Below are 21998 nucleotides of genomic sequence, written 5' to 3'. Positions count from 1 at the left end.
CTATCCTTTTGGCGGAGTAACTGGCCGGTTCCCGCTCGGGAAGAGTGTGTTAAGGTTAATGTAACATTGACCAGCCAGTATCCCGCGGATGATCACCGACAATCAGGACCATAACCAGGAAGCCAACGAGCTCGTTTCGCGTATCGAGCAGCGGGCCATGTACATCTTCAAGTTCACCGAAGACGTGAATGAGAAGCGCAACACCGTGACCGGCTTCCGCAAATTCTCCACCCTGGTCGACGATTTCCATCAGGCTGCCGAGATCGCCGAGGGCCGGCTCTCCGTGCTCAAGACCGGTCGGCGCGACGAACTGCGTCGTTTCGTATCGCAGCTACGCGCGAAGATCCTCAAAGTCGAGATCGACGTCAAACAAAGCTATCTGGAAAACCTGATCGAGGCGCGCACCGCCCTGCCCTATGGTGCACGCGAGTTCTTTGCCTCGCGCCTGAAACGGATGGAAGAGTTGAGCAGCCTGCTGGTCGATGGGCCCGAAGCCGGCGGCACGGCCGACCAGCTGCTGATCCATATGCGCAACATGCTGCTGCATCTGATGGAGCAGGCGCCGCAACTCGAAGTTTTCGAGCGCGACCCCGACTGGCGCCCGACACAGCGCACCGTGCCCACCGGTCGTCCCGCGGCGGCTCCCGCCCCACGCCCGCAGAAAAATGCCGCGCTCGAGATCAAGCCGATCCGCCTGACTGGCCGCGACGAATGGGGCCGCGTTTTCCTCGACAAGGGCTCGTTCGACATGATCACCGTGGCCTGCAAAGCCCGCGGCATCAACCTGGACCAGGTGGCCTCGAAACTGGGCATTACCCGGGTGGCACTCACCCTGATCCTCAACGGACAGGACCCGATCGCGCGCAACCAGCTCGACGTGCTCCACCGGATTATTAACAACTACAATGCCACCACTGGCGAAATGGGCTGACCGTTTCTCCGGCCAGACGGGCAATATTCGTTCAATTTCCGGAATTTACGACTTTTTTCCTGACTCCTGCCAAGCCCCTCGTTTATAAATGGCGTCGGTCGCCGCCCGGGGCTTTATCGGACGACCCGCATAGCATAAATACGCCCCGAAACAGGGAACGCTGGTACCGGGCCAACTCAGCTGACAGGCACGGCACCACCAATTGATGATCGGGTCACGAGGGCCTTCGCAGGCCTGCGGTGAAGGGGGATTTGTTGCATGCGTTTGCTATTGGCTTTCAGCACAGCCGTTGATCGTCTCAACGACTGGGTCGGCCGCATCGTTTACTGGGCCATTCTGGTTGCGGTGGTCATCAGTGCCGGGAATGCCTCGGTGCGATATCTTTTCCACACCAGCTCGAATGCCTGGCTGGAAGTACAGTGGTACCTCTTCTCCTTCGTATTCATGCTTTGCGCCGGCTATACGCTGCTGCGCAACGAGCATATCCGCATCGACGTGATCGTCAGCCGCTTCTCCGAGAAGACGCTGACCTGGATCGACATCATCGGCACCGTCCTGTTCCTGCTGCCGATCTCGATCATCATCATGTATCTGTCCTGGCCAGCACTGCTCGATTCCTTCGTCCGCAACGAAATGTCCAGCGATGCCGGCGGTCTGATCCGCTGGCCGGTGAAGCTGCTGATCCCGCTCGGCTTCTTTCTGTTGATCCTCCAGGGTCTGTCAGAGCTGATCAAACGCGTCGCCTTCCTGCAGGGCCTGATTCCGAATCCGGCCCCCAAGAAGCATGATGCCCATAGCCCGATCGAAGGCGCCGCGGAGTAATCGATATGATCGCGTTTCTGACTGAAAACATGGCGCCGCTGATGTTCCTGGCGCTGGTCTTCTTCCTGCTCTTCGGCTACCCGGTGGCCTTCGCGCTGGCCGCCAACGGTCTGCTGTTTGCCTTCATCGGCATCGAGCTCAACCTGCTCACGCCGGCCCTGCTGCAGGCGCTGCCCGAACGCGTGTTCGGCATCATGCGCAACGACACGCTGCTGGCGATCCCGTTCTTCACCTTCATGGGCCTGATCCTCGAACGGTCCGGCATGGCGGAAGATCTGCTCGATACGATCGGCCAGCTCTTTGGTCCGATGCGCGGCGGCCTGGCCTATGCCGTGGTCTTTGTCGGTGCGCTGCTGGCCGCCACCACCGGCGTGGTGGCCGCCTCGGTGATCTCGATGGGCCTGATCTCGCTGCCGATCATGCTGCGCTACGGCTACGACCGTCGCCTGGCGACCGGCGTGATCGCAGCCTCGGGCACGCTGGCACAGATCATCCCGCCCAGCCTGGTGCTGATCATCATGGCCGATCAGCTCGGCCGTTCGGTCGGCGACATGTATGCCGGCGCCCTCATTCCGGGCCTGGTGCTGTCCTCGCTTTATGCCGGCTACATCTTCCTGATCACCATCATCTTCCCGAAGCGCGCCCCGGCGCTGCCGCCGGAAGCGCGTACGCTGCGCGGCATGCAGCTCGTCATTCGCGTGCTGGTGTCGCTGGTGCCGCCGCTGGTGCTGATCTTCCTGGTCCTGGGCACGATCTTCATCGGCGTGGCCACGCCCACCGAAGGCGGCGCGATGGGTGCCGCCGGCGCCCTGATTCTGGCGCTGATGAAGCGCAAGCTCGACTGGTCGCTGCTGCGTCAGGCGATGGATACGACGGCCAAGCTTTCGGCCTTCGTCATCTTCATCCTGATCGGCTCGACCGTGTTCGGCCTGACCTTCCGTGCGGTGAACGGCGACCTCTGGGTCGAACATCTGCTGACCAGCCTGCCCGGCGGCCAGATGGGCTTCCTGATCGTCGTCAACATCATGGTCTTCCTGCTGGCCTTCTTCCTCGATTTCTTCGAGCTGGCCTTCATCGTCGTGCCGCTGCTCGGCCCGGCGGCGGAAAAGCTGGGCATCGACCTGATCTGGTTCGGCGTGCTGCTCGGCGTCAACATGCAGACCTCGTTCATGCACCCACCATTCGGCTTCGCGCTGTTCTACCTGCGCAGCGTGGCCCCGGTCGCGGACTATCTCGACAAGGTGACCGGCAAGCTGATCCCCAAGGTCACCACCGGCCAGATCTACTGGGGTGCCGTGCCCTTCGTGTGCATCCAGATCATCATGGTTGGCCTGGTGATCGCCTTCCCCGAGATGGTGACCGGCATGCTGGATCGCGGCACCGGCGTCGATCCCAGCACCATCCAGATCGAACTGCCGCCCGATCAGTCCTACGACACCGATCCAGCCGCTATGGAGACTCCGGGCGACGATGCGTCCAGCGACGATTCACCCAGCAGCGAAGCTGCCGAGGGTGAAGAAGAAGAAGACGAGGACAAGCCGGCTGACTGAAACACCGGCCGCAAGTAGAAGAGCCCGGCCCAGGGTGATTTTCCGGGCCGGGCTTTTTTATGAGTCCGGTTCAGTGTGCTGGTTCGAGCCGGATGATACGTCCGCGCGGGCTGTCGGTGGCGATGTAGAGAAAGCCGTCCGGCCCGTCCCGCACATCGCGGATATTGTCGCCGATCTCTTTCAGCATCTGCTCCTGGCGCACCACGCGCGTGCCCTCCAGCACCACGCGATGCAGCGTGCCGAATTTCAGCGAGCCCACGAACAGGTTGCCGCGCCAGGCCGGAATCCTGTCACCGGTATAGAAGGCCATGCCTGAGGGCGCGATCGACGGCGTCCAGTGCAGCAGCGGTTGCTCCATGCCCGGGGCCGAGCTGCCGACGCCGATCCTGGCGCCGGAATAGTCGATGCCATGCGTGATCACCGGCCAGCCGTAATTCTTGGCCTTCTCGGGGATATTCACCTCGTCGCCGCCCTGCGCGCCGTGTTCGTTCAACCAGACCGCGCCGGTCTGCGGATGGCGCGCCATGCCCTGGATGTTGCGATGGCCGTAGGACCAGATTTCCGCTCGCGCATCGCTGCGGCCGACAAAAGGATTGTCAGACGGCACGCGGCCGTTTTTCTCCAGCCGGATCAGCTTGCCGAGATGGCTGTTCAGATTCTGCGATTCATCGCGGCGATAGCGCTCGCCGAGACCGAGCCACAGCTTGCCGTCGGGACCGACCACCACACGGCTACCGAAATGCAGGCCGCCCGACATCTTCGGCTGCTGGCGGAACAGCGCCTTCACATCGCTTAAGCGTGTTTCGTCGAACACGGCGCTGGCCAGCGCGGTGCCGGCGCCGCCCTGCTCCGCTCCTTGGCCAGGTTCTGCATACGTAAAATAGATCGTGCGGTTGCGCGCAAACTCCGGATCGAGCGTCACATCCAGCAACCCGCCCTGCCCGCTGTCGAACACCTTCGGCACATTGCCGAGCGGCGGCGAGACCTTGCCCTTGTCGACAACCCGCATCGCGCCCGGCCGCTCGGTCACCAGCAGGCGGCCATCGGGCAGGAAGGCGAAGCCCCAGGGATTCTCCAGCCCGCTCGCCACCGTGACGGCACGCACCGATGCCTCCTGCGTGCGGACCGTCTGCGGATTTTGCGCGCTGGCCGCTCCAGACGACAGGACGAGCGAGAGACCAATGCCGGCGAAAGCAGTTCTGCGCATAGTGGCTCCCGTTCAGAAATCCGCGATGGTGAAAAGATAAGTCCGCGCGCCGGTTTGAACAGGATCGTCCGGCTGGGGCCGGATCAAATGTGTTTGTTCTGCTTCACTGCCTTCGCATAAGGCTTCGTTCCGCTTTGCCGCACCGTTGCCGGGTGTTTGTCCTGCGTTGTTCCGGCTTATTCGGAGCTTATTCGGAGCTTATTCGGAGCTTATTCGTCATATCGTGGCCTATCGGCGCGTATGGCGCATCATGGCCGCCTATCGCGGCGTATCGGCGCCTATCCCGCCGCATCCTCCTCCACCGGGCCGGCCTGCAATGCCAGGTCCAGGCAACGGCGGCTTTCGCCAGCCCGCAGAATGAGCCTGAGAAAATGCTGGCTGGTTTCAAAATGGCGCATGAGCCGGTCTTCCGAGACACCGATCGCCGCCGCCGCCGCCGCCGGCGTCTGCCCTCCGGCCAGCAAATGCGCGGCCTGCCGCCAGTCGATATACCGCCGGGGACGGCGGCTGGCCTGATTCGGCATCTCGGACATCCTGGCCTCCGGGAGCAAGAGGATGAAAAGAACATAATGCGTACATATAGGTGGAAAGTCAAGATGCCGGCCGGGAGCGCGGCTGGGGCGCCTGTGGCTATTTCGACCGCCGCAGCGAACGCGGTAACCACCTCAATCAGCTGACCCTCGCTCGGGGCAAACTGTCGGCGGCTCCTGCGGCCATGTCACGCCAGCGTGAGGCGCATGCGCTGTCGGCTGTTATCGCGTGCGCCAACCGCGACGAAGCCAGCCTTGGCAAACAGGCCGACCGTGCCGGTATAGGCGAAAGCGGCGGGATGGCGTTTGCCGCCGGCCGGCTGCTGCATCGGATAGGCTTCCAGGATCTTGGCGCGGTGTTTGCGCTTCAGATGGCGGATCGCGAAGTCGAGCAGCGCCGACGCCACGCCGCGGCTGCGCCAGCCGGCTTTCACATAGAAGCAGGGCATCGCCCAGATCTCTGCCGTCTCGTCGCCGTCATCGCTGCGCAGCGTGCGGGCGCGCTGCAGGCGGTGGAAATCGCTGCGCCGGTCAAACGCGATCCAGCCGACCGGCTCGCCATCGACATAGGCCAGCGCGCCATGCGCTGCGCTGTCTTTCACCAGCTTCTGGAAACGCCGGCGATTGGTGGCGCCTTTTGCACTCTCGTAGTCCTCACCGCGCTGGTGCCGCCAGTACATGCACCAGCAGCCGTCGCAGGCGCCTCTCGCCCCGAACAGGGCGGCGAGGTCGGGCCAGCGTTCCGGTGTCAGGGCATGGCAGGTCAGCTTGGTCATGGCGTCATTATAACCTGTTTAAAGGTTATATAAATCCTCAAAATCCAGCCTTGACTGAAATCGTCCCTGATAATAGACGATTGTCTTATGAACGAGACGGACAACATAGAAGACCGCATTGCCGCCCGACTGAAGGCCCGGCGAGAAGAACTGGCGCTGTCACTGGCCGACCTGGCCGAACGCAGCGCGGTGAGCAAGGCGATGATCTCGCGCATCGAGCGCCGCGAGGCCAGCCCGACGGCCGCCCTGCTCGGTCGGCTCTGCGCCGGGCTGGATATCACGCTGTCGGGGCTGATGGCCGCCGTGGAAGACAAGAGTCTGGTGCTGCTGACCGCCGCCGCGCAGCCAGTCTGGCGCGACCCCGAAACCGGTTTCGAGCGCCGCGCGGTGACGCCGGCCGGCACCGGATCGAGCGTCGAGATCGTGCAGGCCACGCTGCCGCCCGGCGCCAGGATCAGCTATCCCGCGCTGCCGTCCGGCGCCTATGACCAGCACATCCTCGGCGTCAGCGGCGTGCTGCGCTTCAGCAGTGGCGACGATCATTTCAGCATCGCCGCCGGCGACTGCCTGCATTGCGCGCTGGACCAGCCGCATGTCTTCACCAACCAAACCGGCGAGCCCTGCCGCTATCTCGTGATCATTGCCCGACGGAAAGCCCGATGATTATTCGCGATGCCACAGTGAACGACGCGGAAGCGATCCGCGCCATTTACAACGACGCGGTGCTCAACACCACCGCGGTGTTCGATTACACGGCGCGCGAGCCGCAGGCGCAGCGCGACTGGCTGCAGATGAAAGCCGGGCAGAACCTGCCGGTGCTGGTCGCCGAAGACGCCGGCAGCGTGCTGGGTTATGCCAGCTATGGCCCGTTCCGCCCCTGGCCGGCCTATCTCTACACGGTGGAAAACGCCATCTACATCGCGCCGCAGAGCCGTGGCAAAGGCATTGGGGCACAGCTGCTGGCGCCACTGCTGCAGATCGCGAAAGACCACGGCCTGCGCACCATGATCGCCGGGATCACCGCCGACAATACCGCCAGCCTGCGCCTGCATGAAAAGCTGGGCTACAGCCAGGCCGGCGTGATCCGCGAGGCTGGCTGGAAATTCGAGCGCTGGCTCGATCTGGTGTTCCTGCAGAGGATGCTTCAGGCATGACCATTTCCAGTCTGGATGCCGCGGCGGCAGAAACCGAGCTGGATGCGCTGGCTGACATCCTGCACGACAGCGTGCTGCATGGCGCCAGCGTCAATTTCCTCCAGCCCTTCGCCATGGACCAAGCCCGTGCCTTCTGGCAGCGGCAACTACCGTCCCTGCGCGATGGCAGCGCCGTGCTGTTCGTGGCGCGCGACAAAGCCGGCAACATCGTCGGCACCGTGATGCTGGGCATGGACACGCCGCCGAACCAGAAGCACCGCGCCGATGTGAAAAAGCTGCTGGTCCACAGTCACGCGCGGCGGCAGGGACTGGGCCGCCGACTGATGCAGACGGCCGAAGCCGAGGCGCGGCGGCGCGGCCTGACGCTGCTGACGCTCGACACCGAACACGGCAGCGCGGCCGAGCCGCTCTATCACGCGCTGGGCTATACCCTGCTGGGCATCCTGCCCGGCTATGCGCTGGCGGCGGATGGCGCGGCATTGCAGCCCTGCGCGTTTTTCTACAAACCGCTGGCCTGATCCCGCACGCCCGATCCTGCAAGCCCGGGCGTAACACTTCGCGAGGGGCCAGATCCCGCGTTAGGATCGGCCGGCATGATGTCGCGTGATTTCCATTTCTCGATCTTCACCCTGCCGGCGCAGCAGCTGCTGAGCGGGGCCACCGCCGCTGGCGGCGTCGCCATCGTGGCGCTGGCCACCGGGCTCTGGCTCGGGCCCGCGGCAGCCGCCGTGGTGGCGGTGGGCGCCACCTGCGTCAGCATCGTCGATACGCCGGTGCCGCATGCCTACAAGCGCGCCGCCTTCCTGATCGCCATCGTGTTCGACAGCCTGGCCACGCTGGCGATCGGGCTGACCGGGCATGAACCGCTGCTGCAGGCGCTCGTCGTCGCCATCACCAGCTTCGTCGGCGCGATGCTGACGATCTACGGCAAGACCACGCTGGCGCTCTGCATGTCGATGATCCTGTCGGTGGTGTTCGCGCTTGGTGTCGAGATCGGTGGCGGGATGGCAGCGGTGCATCATGCCCTGCTGTTTTTTGCCGGCGCCACTGCCTATGCGGCTTTCGGACTGGCGATGAGCCACCTGCTGGAAGCGCGGCACAAGCAGATTGCACTGACCGGCGCGCTGGAGGCCTTTGCCGACTATATCCGCGCCAAGGCGATTCTCTATGACAGCCGCACCGGCATCGAAACCGGCTATGCCACGCTGATCGAGCGGCAGGTCACGCTGATGGAGCGGGTGGAGACTGCCCGCAACCTGCTGTTCCGCCATATGCAGTCGCAGCGGCAGCGCCAGATGGCGGCCGGGCTGATCGCGGCGCTCGATGCCTTCGAGACCATCCTGTCGAGCCAGACCGATTACTGGCTGCTGCAGCGCCAGTTCTCCGGCCAGCGCGACAGCGGTGCGCTGCTGAACCGTATCCGCATCGGCATCCTGCACACCGCCATGCTGGTGGACGATATTGCCGAGGAAATCCGCAGTGGCAAACCGAGCCCGTCGCTGCAGGCCGTCCGCAACGAATTCATCGCCATCGCCGAGACACTGGAAAATGTCGCACCGCTCGGCGATGGCAGCGATGCCGATACCGAACATGGCGCCGCCCTGCTGGAACTGCGCGCCGTGCTGGAACGCATCGGCCATGCCATCGACGCGATTGACCGATTGCAGGCCGTGATTCGCGCACCGGAGGCGGCCGAAGACCTGCTGGGCCTGATCAAGCTGGATGAATTCCTGCCGCCCCGGCCGTATCGCCTGCGCCTGATCCGCCGGCATCTGCGCCTGAGCTCGCCGATTTTCCGTTATGCCTTGCGTCTCACGGCCGCAATGCTCTGCGCCTTCGCGCTGGCCGCCATGCTGACGAAGTATTTCAGCCATGGCAGCTGGATCCTGCTGACCGTGGCCGTGATCATGCGCGCCAATTACAGCGCGACCCGCCAGCGCCAGAAAGACCGCCTGATCGGCAACCTGATCGGCTGCGTGCTGGCGGCCGTGGCGCTGCATCTGCTGTCCGATCCCGCATTGCTGGCGCTGTATTTCGCCAGTATCGCGCTGGCGCATGCCTATGCGCCGGTGCGCTACCTGATCACCTCGGTGGCCGCCTGCGTCATGGCGCTGCTGATGATGCATTTCCTCAGCCCGGCCGGCGGATCGCTGCTGGCCGAGCGACTGCTCGATACCGGCCTGGGTGCCGCCATCGCCGCATTGTTCAGCTTCCTGCTGCCTTACTGGGAGCGCCAGGATCTGCCGCAGCTGAGCGCGGCCCTGTTGCGCGCCAGTCGCAAATACGCGCGGCAAGCGCTCAAGCGCAATCCGCCCGAGCAGAGCTATCGCCTGGCGCGCAAGGACCTGTTCGATGCCGGCGCGGATTTCGCCGGGGCGCTGCAGCGGCTGGCCAGCGAACCCGGCTCCCGCGAGGCCGACATCACGCGGCTGCAGGCATTTCTTTCGGCCAACTATCGCATGATGGCGCAGCTCGCTGCCCTGCATGTGCTGCTGCGTATGCGCGGGCGCGATCTCGATGCGAAGACGGCCGAAACCCTGCTGGCGCAGCATCGCCCGGTGCTGATCGGCCTGCTCGGCGGCGAGGCTGAGCCGGCGACAACCGATACTGCGTCAGCCCAGAACGCACAGGGTCAATGGCAGATGACGGCGGCGCTGATGCAGCGCCTGCAGCAGGCCGAAACGGTTGCCCGGCAGATCAGCGAACTGGCAGCCGGCATGGCCGTGGCACCGAGTCCTTACTCACTTAAACGCGGAACATGAAATACCAGGCCAGGAAGAAGGCGATCACCACGCCGGCGATGCCAAAGCCCAGCACGTAGCGCATGCTGTGCAGTTCTATGCCGCTGCGCGCCTTCTGTGTCGAGACGACGCGCTCCCGGGTATCGTATTCCGCGCGTTCCTTGGTGCCGTATTCCGATTGCGTTGCCATGCTGCATCTCCATTGGTTTTCTCGTCCTATGAAGAAGCCCTGACTGCGACCGGGGTTCCACAAAGGCCACGCTTCGCATGAAAGCTGCGGCCATGAACGGAAAAGGCGCCCGGATCACTCCGGACGCCCTTTGACTTGTTCAGCTTCGCTGGAAAGCTTAGCCGCGATTCATGCGGTTATTCACCAGATCATCGACAACCGACGGATCGGCCAGCGTGCTGGTATCGCCCAGCGCCGAATGTTCGTTCTCGGCGATCTTGCGCAGGATGCGGCGCATGATCTTGCCGGACCGCGTCTTGGGCAGGCCGGGCGCCCACTGGATCAGGTCGGGCGAGGCGATCGGGCCGATCAAGGTGCGCACATGCTGCACCAGTTCCTTGCGCAGCTCTTCGGTCGCCTGGATGCCGGTCTTCAGCGTGACATAGGCGTAGATGCCCTGGCCCTTGATGTTGTGCGGATAGCCCACCACGGCGGCTTCCGCCACCTTGGGATGGGCGACCAGCGCGCTTTCCACTTCGGCCGTGCCCATGCGATGGCCCGACACATTGATCACATCGTCGACGCGGCCGGTGATCCAATAGTAGCCATCGGCGTCGCGGCGGCAGCCGTCACCGGTGAAATACTTGCCGGGGAAGGTGCTGAAGTAGGTGTCGATGAAACGCTGGTGATCGCCATAGACCGTGCGCATCTGGCCCGGCCAGCTGTCGCTGATGCACAGGTTGCCTTCGGTGGCGCCGTCCAGCACCTTGCCTTCGCCGTCCACCAGCTCGGGCTTGACGCCGAAGAAGGGCAGCGTCGCCGAACCCGGCTTCTGGTCGATGGCGCCGGGCAGCGGCGTGATGAGAATGCCGCCGGTCTCGGTCTGCCACCAGGTATCGACGATCGGGCAACGACCGTCGCCGATCACGCGGTGATACCACAGCCAGGCTTCCGGATTGATCGGCTCGCCGACCGAACCGAGCAGGCGCAGGCTGGCGCGGCTGGTCTTCTTCACCGGCGCTTCGCCTTCGCGCATCAGCGCGCGGATCGCGGTCGGCGCGGTGTAGAAGATGTTGACCTTGTGCTTGTCAATCACCTGCCAGAAACGCGAGGCATCCGGATAGTTCGGCACGCCTTCGAACATCAGCGTGGTGGCGCCATTGGCGAGCGGGCCATAGAGGATATAGCTGTGGCCGGTGACCCAGCCCACATCGGCGGTGCACCAGTAGATGTCGCCGTCGTGATAGTCGAAGACATACTGATGCGTCATCGAGGCGAAGACGAGATAGCCGCCCGAGGTGTGCAGCACGCCCTTGGGCTTGCCGGTCGAGCCCGAGGTGTAGAGGATGAACAGCGGATCTTCCGCATTCATCGGCTCCGGCGCGCAGGTGGCGGGAACCTTGGCGGCTTCGTCATGCAGCCAGACATCGCGGCCGGCCGCCATCTCGATCCTGCCGCCGGTATGCTTGACCACCAGCACGGTCTTCACATTCGGGCAGGTCTTCAGCGCCGCATCGGCATTGGCTTTCAGCGGCACGCCGCGGCCGCCGCGCAGGCCTTCGTCGGCGGTGATCAGGAACTGGCTGTCGCAATCCTGGATGCGGTTGGCCAGGCTGTCGGGCGAGAAGCCGCCGAACACCACCGAATGCACCGCGCCGATGCGCGCACAGGCCAGCATCGCATAGGCGGCGGCCGGGATCATCGGCAGGTAGATGGTGACGCGGTCGCCCTTCTTGACGCCCTTGGCCTTCATCACATTGGCCATGCGGCAGACTTCATCGTGAAGCTGCTGGTAGGTGATGCTTTCCGCCTTCGACGGATCGTCGCCTTCCCAGATGATCGCGGTCTGGCTGGCGCGCTTGGGCAGATGGCGGTCGATGCAGTTGGCCGAGACGTTCAGCACGCCATCGGCGAACCAGCGGATATGCAGGTCCGCCTTGTCGAAGGAGACGTCCTTGACCTGACTGTAGGGCTTGATCCAGTCGACACGCTTGCCCTGCTCGCCCCAGAAGGCGGACGGGTCCTGCACCGACTGCTCGTACATCGCCTTGTATTTGCCGGCATCGACCCAGGCGCGCTTGGCCCAGTCGGCGGCGACCGGAAACAGTTCATTGTCAGCCATGACGTCGGCTCCCTTCCCACAGAATTTCGGCCGGCCCGCGCGGCCAGACTCATGCTCTGGCCGCCGCAACCGGCGGGCGTTTCCCCAATGGCGGCAATGATGCCCGCAAGGCTGGACTGGAACAAGGCGGGCCGCCCCGGCTTTCGACCAAAGCATAGGCCCGCTCTAGACTTAAGTCTTGGCGGGCGCGCCGAAATTCCGACAGATCAGAGATCGTTGGCGATGGTCTTGCCCGCCGCTGCAGGCAACCCGGCAATGGTGGTTTCGAGCGCCTGCATCAGGCCGTCGAACTGCCCGCCGAGCGCCACGTGGGCCTCGTCCTGTGCCGCCCGCCACAGCTCCACGCCGGCGCGATAGGCAGCGCGGCCCTCCCGCGTGGCGCGCACCAGCTTGGCGCGGCCATGACCGCTCGGCGCGACCTCGACCAGGCCGGCCGCGATCATCGGTTTCAGGTTGCGGCTCAGCGTGGTGCGGTCGAGATCCAGCGCGGCGGCCAGTTCGGTGATGCTGGGCGGGCGCCCATTCCGCTTCTCGCAGGCCCAGGCCATGCCGACAAGGCTGTATTGCGGCAGGCCGAGCCCGATGGGGCTGAGCCGTTCAGCATAGAGCGCACTGGCCCGCCGGGCGGCGGCCCGCAGCTGGAAGCACAGGCAGAATTCGGTGCCGTCCGGCATCGGCGGCGGTAGGGCGAAATCCTGCGCCGGCGGAGAGAGGGCTTGCGGCTTGCCTTTCATGACGTGTATATACACGACAAATGGCGGACCGGCAAGCCATCCCTCCCGGCACCGCCGCACTGTCTGCCGGCCAGACCCAAACCACACGGAGCCTTCCGATGTCCGCCTCCCCGCAGCCCGCCACACGCTCCGCCGACCTGCATCCCCCGAAGGGCGGCACCTATGCGCCGGTACCGCTGGAGACGCTGCGCGAGCTATCTGGCATCGAGCTCTTTCGCAAGCTGATGAGCGGCGACCTGCCGGGCGCGCCGATCGCCGAACTGATGAATATGTGGATCTTCGAGGCCGAGCCGGGCCGCGTCGTCTTCGCCGCCCGTCCCGAGCGGCAGCATTACAATCCGATCGGCAGCGTGCATGGCGGCTTTGCCGGCACCATGCTCGACAGCTGCATGTCCTGCGCCGTGCAGTCGATGCTGCCCAAGGGCATGGGCTACACCACGCTGGAATACAAGGTCAGCCTGGTGCGCGGCATCAGCGACAAGACCGGCACCGTCTATGCCGAGGGCAACGCGATCCAGGTCGGCAATCGCGTCGGCACCGCGGAAGGCCGCATTGTCGATGCCAGCGGCAAGATCCTCGCCACCGGCACCACGACCTGCCTCATTTTCCCGATCTGACGCAATTCAGCGCCGCCATACCGGCTTGTCGAGTTCGCCCCAGATATCGGCGCGCGACAGGCCGAGATCGCGCAAGGTGGCGTCGCAGAGCTCGGCCATCTGGCGACGTTCGCGCCGTTCGCGTTCGGCGGCAGCGAGGCGCAACAGCAGGCCGGTCGCGCCTTGCTGCAAGCGGTGCAGCAGCGGAAAAGCAGCAGTATGGGCGTGCGAAACTGTCATCGCAGTCCGGGTCATGGCGAGGCTCCATTGTTTTTTTATCTGCCGCGCCACTCTGCCGGATGGCGATGACGCTGGAATGACTGTATCGCCCTGCCCTGTCACCTTCTGTCATCATTGAAACAATACGGCCCGGATACTTCGACCTTGGCCGAAGTGTTGCGGATGGACGACAAAAGCGCCGCGGCCTAGACTCAGCGCATGAGCAGCAACGAACCTCATGTCGCCAAGATCGCCGCGCTGATCGGCGACCCGGCGCGCGCCAACATCCTGAAGTCGCTGATGGATGGCCGCGCCCGCACCGCCAAGGAACTGGCGCAGATTGCCGGCGTGTCGCCGCAGACCACCAGCGGGCATCTCGCCAAGCTGTCGGAGGGCGGGCTGCTCAGTCTCGCGAAACAGGGCCGGCATCGCTACTACCATCTCGCCAATTCACAGGTTGCGGCCGCCATCGAAAGCCTGATGGCGCTGGCCGGCGAACGGGTGCTGCCGAAACATCATCACCATACCCGCGTGGCCGGCGCGCTGCGTGCCGCCCGCACCTGCTACGACCATATCGCCGGCAAGCTCGGCGTCTGCCTGTTCGACCAGCTGGTGGCGCGCGGCTGCATTCTGCCGGCCGGCGAAGGCGACGGCGGCGAGGCGGAGGATTTCGTCGTGACGACAGCCGGCCGGCGGCTGTTCGCGACACTCCGGATTGATGTCGACAGCCTTGCCAATGGCAAACGCCGTTTCGCACGTGCCTGCCTCGACTGGAGCGAGCGCAGCCCGCATCTGGCCGGCAGCCTGGGGGCGGCGCTGGCCGAGCGCTGTTTCGAACTGGGCTGGCTGGAGCGTCGGCGCGACAGCCGCGCCGTGACGCTGACCCGCGCCGGCCAGGCCGGCCTGGCGCAGCATTTCGACCTGACGCCGGACCAGATCGCCGCCGCCATGGCTGATGTGCACTAAGCCGGGGGTCCTCAAAACGCTGTGGCGCTGTTGTAACTCGCTGTTTCGTTGGCTATCTTCCCGGCACAGCCTGTTCCGGCTCAGCGGGTGTAGCTCAATGGTAGAGCAGAAGCTTCCCAAGCTTACGACGGGGGTTCGATTCCCCTCACCCGCTCCAGCGCCAAGCCGATGAAGCTGCGGCCACAGGCGGCACAAATTTTGCTCCGGGAAGGACATGAATTCCGGAGGAAGCCATGTTCACCCTGCATAACCCCGTCGATACCGCGCCGCTTCCCGGCCCCATAAGCTGGGGACTGGACATGCCAGCGCCAAAGCGCTGGCTCTTTGTCTCAGGTCAGGTGGGTGAAGAGGCCAATGGAAAACTGGGCGATGGCATTCTGCGGCAGGCTGAACTGACCTGGGCCAATGTCGGAGCCGTGCTGCGCGCCGGCGGCATGGGCCCGCAGAATATCGTGCGCACGGGAATCTATTTCACGAGCGCCGTCGAGATGACCGATACGCTGAAAGCCGACCTCAACAAGATCCGCACCGGCTTTCTTGGTGATCACCGCCCGGTCTCGACGATCCTGTTCGTACCGCGACTGATGAATCCGGACTGGTTGATCGAAATCGATGCAATTGCAGCGGTGTTCTGACCGCTATTTCGCCTCACGGTCATAGGCTGTGCCGATGGCAGCGGGCAGGCGCGCCGCGCGACCCATCAGCGCCAGGACAACAATGGCGATGATGTAGGGCAGCATCTGCACGACATATGAACTGATAGGCAGACCGATGGTTTGCACCCGCAGATACAGCGCCTCGGCCGCGCCGAAGACCAGGCAGGCCACGAGCGTACCGAACGGCATCCAGCGCCCGACAATGATCGCGGCCAGGGCAAGATAACCCCGTCCCGAAGTCATCGCGTCAGTGAAGGTGCCGATCTGCTGCAGCGCCAGCACGGCGCCGCCCAGCCCGGCAATCGCACCGCCAGCCAGAACCGCCCAGATGCGGATCGCCACCGGATCGCCGCCGATGGCATAGGCGGCCTGCGGATTCTCGCCCACGGCACGCAGTGTCAATCCGGCCTGACTGCGCATCAGGAAATAGAACATCGGAACGGTGATCCCGAGCGCGAGGTAGGTCAGCGGCGGCTGCTGGAACAGCAGCGGGCCGATCCAGGGCAGATCGGCCAGGCCGGGGATCGGCCAGGCCTGCAGCAGTGGCACCTGGATCACCGGCGCCTGCCCGCGACCGACAGTGCTGCGCAGCAGGAAGCTGGTAAGGCCGATGGCAAAAATATTGGCGGCGAGACCTGTCACCATCTGCTCGGCGCCGAAGCGCACGGTGACGATGGCAACCACGCCAGCCAGGCAGGCCCCACAGGCGAGGCTCGCCACCAGGCCCAGCATCGCGCTGCCGGTGATGAAAGCCGCGATGGCGGCACCGAAGGCGCCGGCCAGCATCATGCCTTCCAGCCCGACGGCAAACACGCCGGCACGTTCCGACAGGATGCCGCCCAGTGCCGCGAACAGCAGCGGCGTGGCGATGCGCAGCGCCGAAACCAGGAAGTCGAGCGTGGCGGCGTCCATGCTCAGCTCCCGGGTTTGCGGTTGGCCGAGGCCATCGCCGCGAGCACGAACAGCATGGTGAGGCCCTGAATCACCGTGACCAGAGAGGACGGCACACCCACCTGACGCTGCATCGCCAGCGCGCCGGTCTCCAGGAAGCCGAAGAACAGCCCGGCTGGCACGACAGCCAGCGGATTGAGCGCGCCCAGCAGGGCGATGGCGACGGCATTGAAACCGAAGCCATGCGAGAAGCCCTCGATCAAACGATAATGAATCCCCAGGACCTCGATCCCGCCGGCAAGGCCCGCGAGCGCGCCAGCCAGCAGCATGACGGTGAAGGTGCTGGCGGCTGGCGAGAAACCGGCATAACGCGCGGCGGGTCGGCTGCTGCCGAAGACGCGCAGGGCAAAGCCATAGCGGGTATGCCAGAGGAAGACGTGCGACAGGCCAGCAATTACAACGGCGATCAGGATGCCGTAATGCAGCTGCGTGCCCTTCAGCAGTTTGGGCAGCCAGTACTCGGCCGGCAGCAGCGGCGATTGCGGGAAACCGGCGCCATCTTCGCCCAGGCTGCCATGCAGGGCAGCGCCGACGATCAGCAGCGCAACGAAATTGAGCAGCAGCGTGACCAGCACTTCATGCACGCGGCGGCCGACATGAATGGCAGCGGCCAGCCCCGCCCAGATCATGCCGCCCAGAATACTGGCCAGCAGCGCCGAACCGATTGCCAGAACCGGATGTGCCAGCGGCAGCATGATGCCGACCCAGCTGGCGCAGAGACCGCCGATGGCGATCTGGCCCTCGCCGCCGATATTGATGACCCTAGCGCGGAAGCACAGCGCGATACCCAGTCCGGTGAGGATATAGGGCGTCGCCTTGTTGAGGCCGACGGCGATACGGTCGAACGATCCGAAGGCGCCGGTCAGCATGGCGCGATAGGCCACCAGTGGGTCCTTGCCGGAAAACACGATCAGCAGTCCGGTGCAGACGAGCGCCAGCAGCACGGCCAGCGCGGCGCGGCGCAACGAGGCAGGGATGTAAACCTGCCATCGCGACGCCTTGGCAATTCCCGCGGCAATCTCGCTCATGCGGCCTGCCCGGTCGGGAGCGCACTGCCGGCCATCATCAGGCCGATGCGGCCGACATCGACGGCGTCACGTGGCACCACACCGACCAGGCGGCCGTCGAACAGCACGCCGATCCGGTCGCCGATCGACAGAACCTCATCGAGTTCGGACGAGATGTAGATCACGGCCGCGCCGCTATCCCGCAACGCCAGGATACTGTCCATGACAAAGCGCGTGGCGCCGGGATCGAGACCCCAGGTGGGCTGATGGGCGATCAGCAGACGCGGCCCGCGGTCGATCTCACGCGCGACAACGATCTTCTGCTGGTTGCCACCGGACAATTGCCTGGCCTGCAGGTCGGCGCTGGGTGTGCGGATATCGAAAGCGGCCACCAGTCGCTGCGCGGCAGTGGCGAGGCCGGCGCGATTGAGCCAGGGTCCGCGCGAATAGGGTGCGCGGCTGGCATCGCGCAGCATCAGATTCTCGGCGATGCTCATCCCCTGCACCAGGCTGGTCTGCGCCCGGTCGGCCGGCATATAGGCCACACCCGCTGCCACGCGGGCGGCGATGCCGGCACGGCTGAGATCGGCGCCATCCAACAGAACGCGGCCGGCAACGAGATCGCGCAGGCCGGCAACGGCTTCGGCCAGTTCCAGCTGGCCATTGCCATCGACGCCGGCAATGGCAAGGATTTCACCAGCCTCCACGTCGATGGAAATATCCTTCAGCGCCACGCCCTGATCTGCAGCGGTGGCGATGCCGTTCAGGCTCAGCAGAGCGGCGCCGCCCGGAGACGGCTTTCGATGCAGCGGCGCGGCGATATCGCGCCCCACCATCATGCGGGCCAGCGCGGCGCGGTCGGTTTCTGCCGCTGCGGTGCGGCCGGCCACCTTGCCGTCGCGCAGCACCACGATATCGTCGCAAACCTCCATCACCTCGCCCAGCTTGTGGGAGATGAAGATGATGGATTTCCCCTCATCGCGCAGGCGCTGCATGATCTGCAGCAGCGCGGTCACTTCCGGCGGACTGAGATTGGAGGTCGGCTCATCCAGCACCAGCAGATCGGCGCCGCGCAGCAGCGCTTTCAGAATCTCCACACGCTGGCGCCGGCCGAGCGGCAGGTCGGCCACCAGGGCATCGGGATCGAGATCGAGGCCGTAGCGCGCGCTGGTCTCGCGCAGCAGGTCGCGGATGGCATCGCGCCGCAGCCAGCGACCCGCCGCCTGCCAGCCGAGCATGATATTCTCGGTGACGGTCATCGCCTCAATCAGCATGAAATGCTGGTGAATCATGCCGATGCCGGCGGCGATGGCCTCGCCCGGCGTATGACCGGACAGTTCTTTGCCCTTGAACAGGATGCTGCCGGCATCGGGCGCCACCATGCCGAACAGCACTTTCATCAGAGTGCTTTTGCCCGAACCATTCTCGCCGAGCAGCCCCAGAATGCTGCCGGGCGGCACGGTGAGCGAGATGCCATCATTGGCACGCACGGGACCATAGGCCTTGACGATCCCGTGCATGTCCAACAATGGCTTCATGGCGCGGTCTTTCGGTCTTACTTGCCGCCGCGCGCGTCGTCCTTGGTAGGCACCAGCTTCATTTCGCCGGTGGCAAACATCTTCTTGTAGCTGTCGAGCTCAGCCACAACGGCGGCCGGCACCGCGGGGTGATAGGCACGTTCCGGCGTCTGCTGCAAGGCCGCGCCGCTGGTGGCGGGCGTATTGTAGCCATACATCACCAACTCGCCCGACAGCTTGCCGGCCTTCACCGCGTCCGCCGTCGCGGCATACATGTCGGCCCATTTCTCGACCACGTTGGTGATGACATTCTCTGGCGCAATCGCCGTGTGTCCGAAGGAACGCCCGGTGGTGAAGGCATTCTTCTCCTTGGCAGCCTGGATCAGGCCGGCCTGGGCGGCATTGAGTTTGCCCGCCACGAAATCGGCGCCACCCGCGATCAGCGAGAAGGCTGCTTCCTTGGCTGCCGCGGCATCCTCGATATCCTTGATATAGATGATCGAGACTTCGATATCGGGCTTGATACGCTTGGCGCAAAGGCGATATGCGCCGACCTGCGCGACCATATTGGGCAGGCCTTCCAGGGCATAGACGCCGGCGATCTTGCCGGTCTTGCTCATGCGCGCGCCCAGCACGCCGAGCTGGCAGCCGAAATGCGTGTTGTCGTAATCGATCGACATCACATTCTTGCCCAGGCCGCCGCCACCGGCACCGGCGACGAACTGCACTTCGGGGAATTCGGGGCCAACGCGCTGCGCCGCCGATAGGAAGCGGCCGGAATGACCGATCACGATCTTATAGCCCTGGCGCGCGTAATCGCGCATGGCTTCGACATGATCCGCCGCCGGCACGTTTTCCGAGTAGGCAACCTGATACCCACTCTCCTTGATTTTCATCAAGCCGGCATAGCCTTGTGCGTTCCAGCTCTGGTCGTTGATGCTGCCTGGCAGCAGCATGGCCACCTTGGTTTGCGCGAGTGCAGGCTGCGCCGCGACGGCGAGGCCGAGTGCCGCAAGCGCAAATCCGGTGAATGTCAGGCGATGCTTCATACGCGTCTGTTTTTGCTGAGTGATCATGGCAAGAACCTCCTTTGGTTCGGCAGCCGTTGCTGGGGAAGTCTCCCGCTGCGCCATTGCAGCGGTATGCGGTGCAATAACTGCGCCATTCGCCGTCAGGCGCGCCGCGCAATGACGGCAATCGGGCCGCCACCATCGGGACCCTGATGCTCGGCACCGCCCGAAATGAACAGATCCGTGCGTCCGATCGCGGCAGCCACCACGCCGCCGACCAGGGCACGGGCATGGCGCGTGGCATTGATATCGCTGTCGTCCCACATGATATGGCGGTTGCCACGGATGCGGCCGCTGCGCGCGGGTTCGGCTTTTGCCAGCACGGCACATAGGCGATTTGCCGCGCTTTCGGGCAGTTGGCCGTCAATGGGCAGTCCGGCAGCGCGCAAGGCACGGCCGACCGCAGGAAAGTCGATGCCGTCTTCCATCACCGCATGGGCAATAATGCTGTCGCCGGCCCAGGCCTCGCTATTGCCCATGACGATCACTTCATTGCGCGTCAACTCCACACCGGCCGAAGCGCTGGCCCGGCCCGACCACAATGTCAGATCCTGCCCGATCGCCGCATCGCTCAGCCTGGTGGCATCGACCTCGCCCAGGGCAAGCCCGACACCCAGCGCAGATGCGCCGCGCGACAATCCCATCGAGGCATAGGTATCTTCGGTCGCCACGGCCTGGCCGCGCGCATGGGCCTCGGCAATACGCTCCGAGGTCAGCAGCGGGCATTTGACCTGCACATAATGAACGTCGTCGACAGAGGCGATACCGGCCTGCTGCATGGCCTGCGCCACTGCTGCTGCGGTGGCCTCCACCTGGGTCATGCGGCCAACTTCCTCGGGCAGGAAACTGCGCGTGAAAGCCGTACCGATGGCCATCGCCTTCTGGCCATTCTCAAGGCGCTGCGCTGACGGTTTCACGGAAAACACGATGTAATGCGGCGACAGGCCGCCTTCCGTGCCGCCCGACATCACCATGGCGACGCGTTCGCCGACCTCTTCCGGGGTCGATTTCAGCCGCCGCGCCAGCATCACTTGCAGGGCAAACACCGCGTAGGCGCGAGTGAAGTCATTCACGCAGCCATTGCCCTCGGTCTTGCCCAGGATGGCGATCACCGTCTCGGGCGCCATGGCGCCCTGATCGAACAGCCGCTCAATGCCGCTCATATCGCCTGGATGCTGCATCGGAACGCGCGTGACGCAGCATTCGAATGCGGTATTGCTGAGCGCGTTCATACGTGCACCGGAACCTTGGTCATTTCGCTTTCCCGACCCATGGTGTTGGCCTTGCCGATCTTGGCGAGCAGATGATCCCCCGATGTGGTCGGTCGATATTTCGCCGGTTTGTCGGCACTCTGACAGGTCGGCAGGCAGGCAATTCCGGCGTCGTAGTTGGGCTGATGGAAGAAGACCAGCGACATGCGACGCGTCTGCTCGGCATCCAGATCGCGCGGCGGATTGGCGACGCGATGCAGGGTCGAGACCCAGCGGTCATTGGTCCACATCGCCATCAGGTCGCCGATATTGATCACGAAGTCGTTGGGTGCGGTGTGCACGTTCACCCAGCCACCACCGGCGGTGCGGACCTGCAGGCCACCGGCGACATTTTCCTGCAGCAGGATTGTCAGGCTGCCATAATCGGTATGCGCGCCGGCACGCAACTGGCCGGGCAGCGGCACGTCTGGCTGGGCCGGATAGAGATTGGCCTGCAGATGGCTGATATGCCGGTCGATCTTGCCGGCAAAGAAACTCTCCGGCAGATCGAGCGCGACCGCGAAGCTTTGCATCAGCAGGGCTGCAAGCTGCTCCATCTGCCGGTAATACCGGGTCCAGACGGTGCGGAAATCCGCCGGCTGCTGCGGCCACAAATTCGGCGCGTAGTAGCTGCCACGGGCGCGTTCGGCATAGGCGTCCTCACCCGGCTCCACATGCCCGATGCGGAAAGTTTCCTTCAGATCCGGCGGCGCGGCTTCACCCAGCGAATAGGACAGGCTTTCATCGCCGACGGCACGAAAGCCGCGGATACCCTTCTGTCCGCGTGGCGGCGCGATCTGCAGCTTGTCGGCTAGCGGCTGGCCGAAAAACCCGCGTGTGACTGTGCGCATCGCATCGAGCTCGGCTGCGGCAATGCCATGGCCGGTGATGCTGAAAAAGCCGATCTCGCGGCAGGCCCGGTCGATCCCGGCCGCCACATGGCGTCTGCTGGCAGCATCACCGGTACGGAAGGGCGCGACATCGATCAGCGGCACATCATGCAGTCTGCTGTCGCTCATCCTGCTCCCCC

At 64.5% G+C, this 21998-nt stretch carries 23 protein-coding genes and 1 tRNA gene; 11 read left to right on the top strand and 13 right to left on the bottom strand.

What is annotated here, in order from left to right:
* Positions 1 to 88: 88 nt before the first annotated feature.
* The 3 genes from FNB15_RS10315 to FNB15_RS10305 all read left to right on the top strand — a co-directional run bounded on the left by FNB15_RS10315 (position 89) and on the right by FNB15_RS10305 (position 3303).
* Positions 89 to 931 (top strand): hypothetical protein, encoded by an 843-nt coding sequence (locus tag FNB15_RS10315; protein ID WP_144068620.1) that lies wholly within the window; start codon positions 89 to 91, stop codon positions 929 to 931.
* 258 nt (positions 932 to 1189) lie between these two features.
* Positions 1190 to 1753, top strand: a complete 564-nt coding sequence (locus FNB15_RS10310; protein WP_144068619.1) for a TRAP transporter small permease subunit — start codon at positions 1190 to 1192, stop codon at positions 1751 to 1753.
* 5 nt (positions 1754 to 1758) lie between these two features.
* Positions 1759 to 3303: a TRAP transporter large permease gene (locus FNB15_RS10305; RefSeq protein WP_144068618.1), complete on the top strand. Its 1545-nt coding sequence runs from the start codon at positions 1759 to 1761 to the stop codon at positions 3301 to 3303.
* 70 nt (positions 3304 to 3373) lie between these two features.
* On the opposite strand, the gene FNB15_RS10300 is transcribed toward FNB15_RS10305, so the two are convergent.
* From FNB15_RS10300 to FNB15_RS10290, 3 genes are all read right to left on the bottom strand, one after another.
* Positions 3374 to 4510, bottom strand: coding sequence for a PQQ-dependent sugar dehydrogenase (locus tag FNB15_RS10300; protein ID WP_144068617.1), 1137 nt, complete (start codon positions 4508 to 4510; stop codon positions 3374 to 3376).
* A 278-nt stretch (positions 4511 to 4788) separates the two neighbouring features.
* Entirely contained in the window at positions 4789 to 5043 is a 255-nt protein-coding gene (locus FNB15_RS10295; RefSeq protein ID WP_144068616.1) for a hypothetical protein, read from the bottom strand.
* 185 nt (positions 5044 to 5228) lie between these two features.
* Complete coding sequence (locus tag FNB15_RS10290; protein WP_144068615.1) at positions 5229 to 5816, bottom strand: GNAT family N-acetyltransferase; 588 nt, start codon at positions 5814 to 5816, stop codon at positions 5229 to 5231.
* An 87-nt stretch (positions 5817 to 5903) separates the two neighbouring features.
* On the opposite strand from FNB15_RS10290, the gene FNB15_RS10285 reads away from it, so the two are divergent.
* The 4 genes from FNB15_RS10285 to FNB15_RS10270 all read left to right on the top strand — a co-directional run bounded on the left by FNB15_RS10285 (position 5904) and on the right by FNB15_RS10270 (position 9732).
* Positions 5904 to 6479, top strand: a complete 576-nt coding sequence (locus FNB15_RS10285) for a helix-turn-helix domain-containing protein (protein WP_144068614.1) — start codon at positions 5904 to 5906, stop codon at positions 6477 to 6479.
* Positions 6476 to 6970 carry a GNAT family N-acetyltransferase gene (locus FNB15_RS10280; RefSeq protein ID WP_144068613.1) on the top strand — a complete coding sequence of 165 codons (495 nt, stop codon included), beginning with the start codon at positions 6476 to 6478 and terminating at the stop codon, positions 6968 to 6970. The genes FNB15_RS10285 and FNB15_RS10280 overlap by 4 nt, the downstream gene beginning before the upstream one ends.
* On the top strand, positions 6967 to 7488 hold the full coding sequence (locus tag FNB15_RS10275) for a GNAT family N-acetyltransferase (protein ID WP_144068612.1): 522 nt from the start codon (positions 6967 to 6969) through the stop codon (positions 7486 to 7488). The genes FNB15_RS10280 and FNB15_RS10275 overlap by 4 nt, the downstream gene beginning before the upstream one ends.
* Positions 7489 to 7563: 75 nt before the next feature.
* Positions 7564 to 9732: an FUSC family protein gene (locus FNB15_RS10270; protein ID WP_144068611.1), complete on the top strand. Its 2169-nt coding sequence runs from the start codon at positions 7564 to 7566 to the stop codon at positions 9730 to 9732.
* Here FNB15_RS10270 and FNB15_RS10265 read toward each other — a convergent pair.
* From FNB15_RS10265 to FNB15_RS10255, 3 genes are all read right to left on the bottom strand, one after another.
* The gene (locus tag FNB15_RS10265) at positions 9716 to 9901 is read right to left on the bottom strand and encodes a hypothetical protein (protein ID WP_144068610.1); all 186 of its coding nucleotides are present in this window, start codon (positions 9899 to 9901) and stop codon (positions 9716 to 9718) included. The genes FNB15_RS10270 and FNB15_RS10265 overlap by 17 nt on opposite strands.
* 157 nt (positions 9902 to 10058) lie before the next feature.
* Positions 10059 to 12002: an acetate--CoA ligase gene (gene acs / locus FNB15_RS10260; RefSeq protein ID WP_144068609.1), complete on the bottom strand. Its 1944-nt coding sequence runs from the start codon at positions 12000 to 12002 to the stop codon at positions 10059 to 10061.
* A 206-nt stretch (positions 12003 to 12208) separates the two neighbouring features.
* On the bottom strand, positions 12209 to 12736 hold the full coding sequence (locus FNB15_RS10255) for a MarR family winged helix-turn-helix transcriptional regulator (RefSeq protein ID WP_144068608.1): 528 nt from the start codon (positions 12734 to 12736) through the stop codon (positions 12209 to 12211).
* Positions 12737 to 12834: 98 nt separating this feature from the next.
* Between FNB15_RS10255 and FNB15_RS10250 the strand changes: the two genes are divergently transcribed.
* Positions 12835 to 13353 (top strand): PaaI family thioesterase, encoded by a 519-nt coding sequence (locus FNB15_RS10250; protein ID WP_144068607.1) that lies wholly within the window; start codon positions 12835 to 12837, stop codon positions 13351 to 13353.
* A gap of 6 nt (positions 13354 to 13359) precedes the next feature.
* Here FNB15_RS10250 and FNB15_RS10245 read toward each other — a convergent pair whose 3' ends face one another.
* Positions 13360 to 13587: a YjiS-like domain-containing protein gene (locus FNB15_RS10245; protein ID WP_185973806.1), complete on the bottom strand. Its 228-nt coding sequence runs from the start codon at positions 13585 to 13587 to the stop codon at positions 13360 to 13362.
* A 183-nt stretch (positions 13588 to 13770) separates the two neighbouring features.
* Here FNB15_RS10245 and FNB15_RS10240 point away from each other — a divergent pair, with 183 nt between their 5' ends.
* The 3 genes from FNB15_RS10240 (at position 13771) to FNB15_RS10230 (ending at position 15152) form a co-directional block, all read left to right on the top strand.
* Positions 13771 to 14517 carry an ArsR/SmtB family transcription factor gene (locus tag FNB15_RS10240; RefSeq protein ID WP_144068606.1) on the top strand — a complete coding sequence of 249 codons (747 nt, stop codon included), beginning with the start codon at positions 13771 to 13773 and terminating at the stop codon, positions 14515 to 14517.
* Positions 14518 to 14600: 83 nt separating this feature from the next.
* A tRNA-Gly gene (locus FNB15_RS10235) sits at positions 14601 to 14674 on the top strand.
* Positions 14675 to 14816: 142 nt separating this feature from the next.
* On the top strand, positions 14817 to 15152 hold the full coding sequence (locus FNB15_RS10230) for a RidA family protein (protein ID WP_185973805.1): 336 nt from the start codon (positions 14817 to 14819) through the stop codon (positions 15150 to 15152).
* A 3-nt stretch (positions 15153 to 15155) separates the two neighbouring features.
* Here the strand turns inward: FNB15_RS10230 and FNB15_RS10225 are convergent, their stop codons facing one another.
* The 6 genes from FNB15_RS10225 to FNB15_RS10200 form a co-directional block, all read right to left on the bottom strand.
* Entirely contained in the window at positions 15156 to 16085 is a 930-nt protein-coding gene (locus FNB15_RS10225) for an ABC transporter permease (RefSeq protein WP_144068604.1), read from the bottom strand.
* A gap of 2 nt (positions 16086 to 16087) precedes the next feature.
* Positions 16088 to 17152, bottom strand: coding sequence for an ABC transporter permease (locus FNB15_RS10220; RefSeq protein ID WP_144068603.1), 1065 nt, complete (start codon positions 17150 to 17152; stop codon positions 16088 to 16090).
* Positions 17149 to 18669 carry an ABC transporter ATP-binding protein gene (locus FNB15_RS10215; RefSeq protein WP_144068602.1) on the bottom strand — a complete coding sequence of 507 codons (1521 nt, stop codon included), beginning with the start codon at positions 18667 to 18669 and terminating at the stop codon, positions 17149 to 17151. Before FNB15_RS10215 ends, FNB15_RS10220 begins: the two co-directional genes overlap by 4 nt.
* 17 nt (positions 18670 to 18686) lie before the next feature.
* Positions 18687 to 19724 carry a BMP family protein gene (locus FNB15_RS10210; RefSeq protein ID WP_185973804.1) on the bottom strand — a complete coding sequence of 346 codons (1038 nt, stop codon included), beginning with the start codon at positions 19722 to 19724 and terminating at the stop codon, positions 18687 to 18689.
* A gap of 95 nt (positions 19725 to 19819) precedes the next feature.
* Positions 19820 to 20950: a cyanuric acid amidohydrolase gene (gene atzD, locus FNB15_RS10205; protein ID WP_144068600.1), complete on the bottom strand. Its 1131-nt coding sequence runs from the start codon at positions 20948 to 20950 to the stop codon at positions 19820 to 19822.
* Positions 20947 to 21987, bottom strand: a complete 1041-nt coding sequence (locus FNB15_RS10200; RefSeq protein ID WP_144068599.1) for an isopenicillin N synthase family dioxygenase — start codon at positions 21985 to 21987, stop codon at positions 20947 to 20949. Before FNB15_RS10200 ends, atzD begins: the two co-directional genes overlap by 4 nt.
* Between the last annotated feature and the right edge of the window lie 11 nt (positions 21988 to 21998).

Origin of the sequence: Ferrovibrio terrae, from assembly GCF_007197755.1 — a bacterium.
In the GTDB taxonomy this organism is placed as follows: Bacteria; Pseudomonadota; Alphaproteobacteria; order Ferrovibrionales; family Ferrovibrionaceae; genus Ferrovibrio; species Ferrovibrio terrae.
Note: the sequence above shows the minus strand (reverse complement) of the source record. Positions and strands in the feature narration are given on the sequence as shown.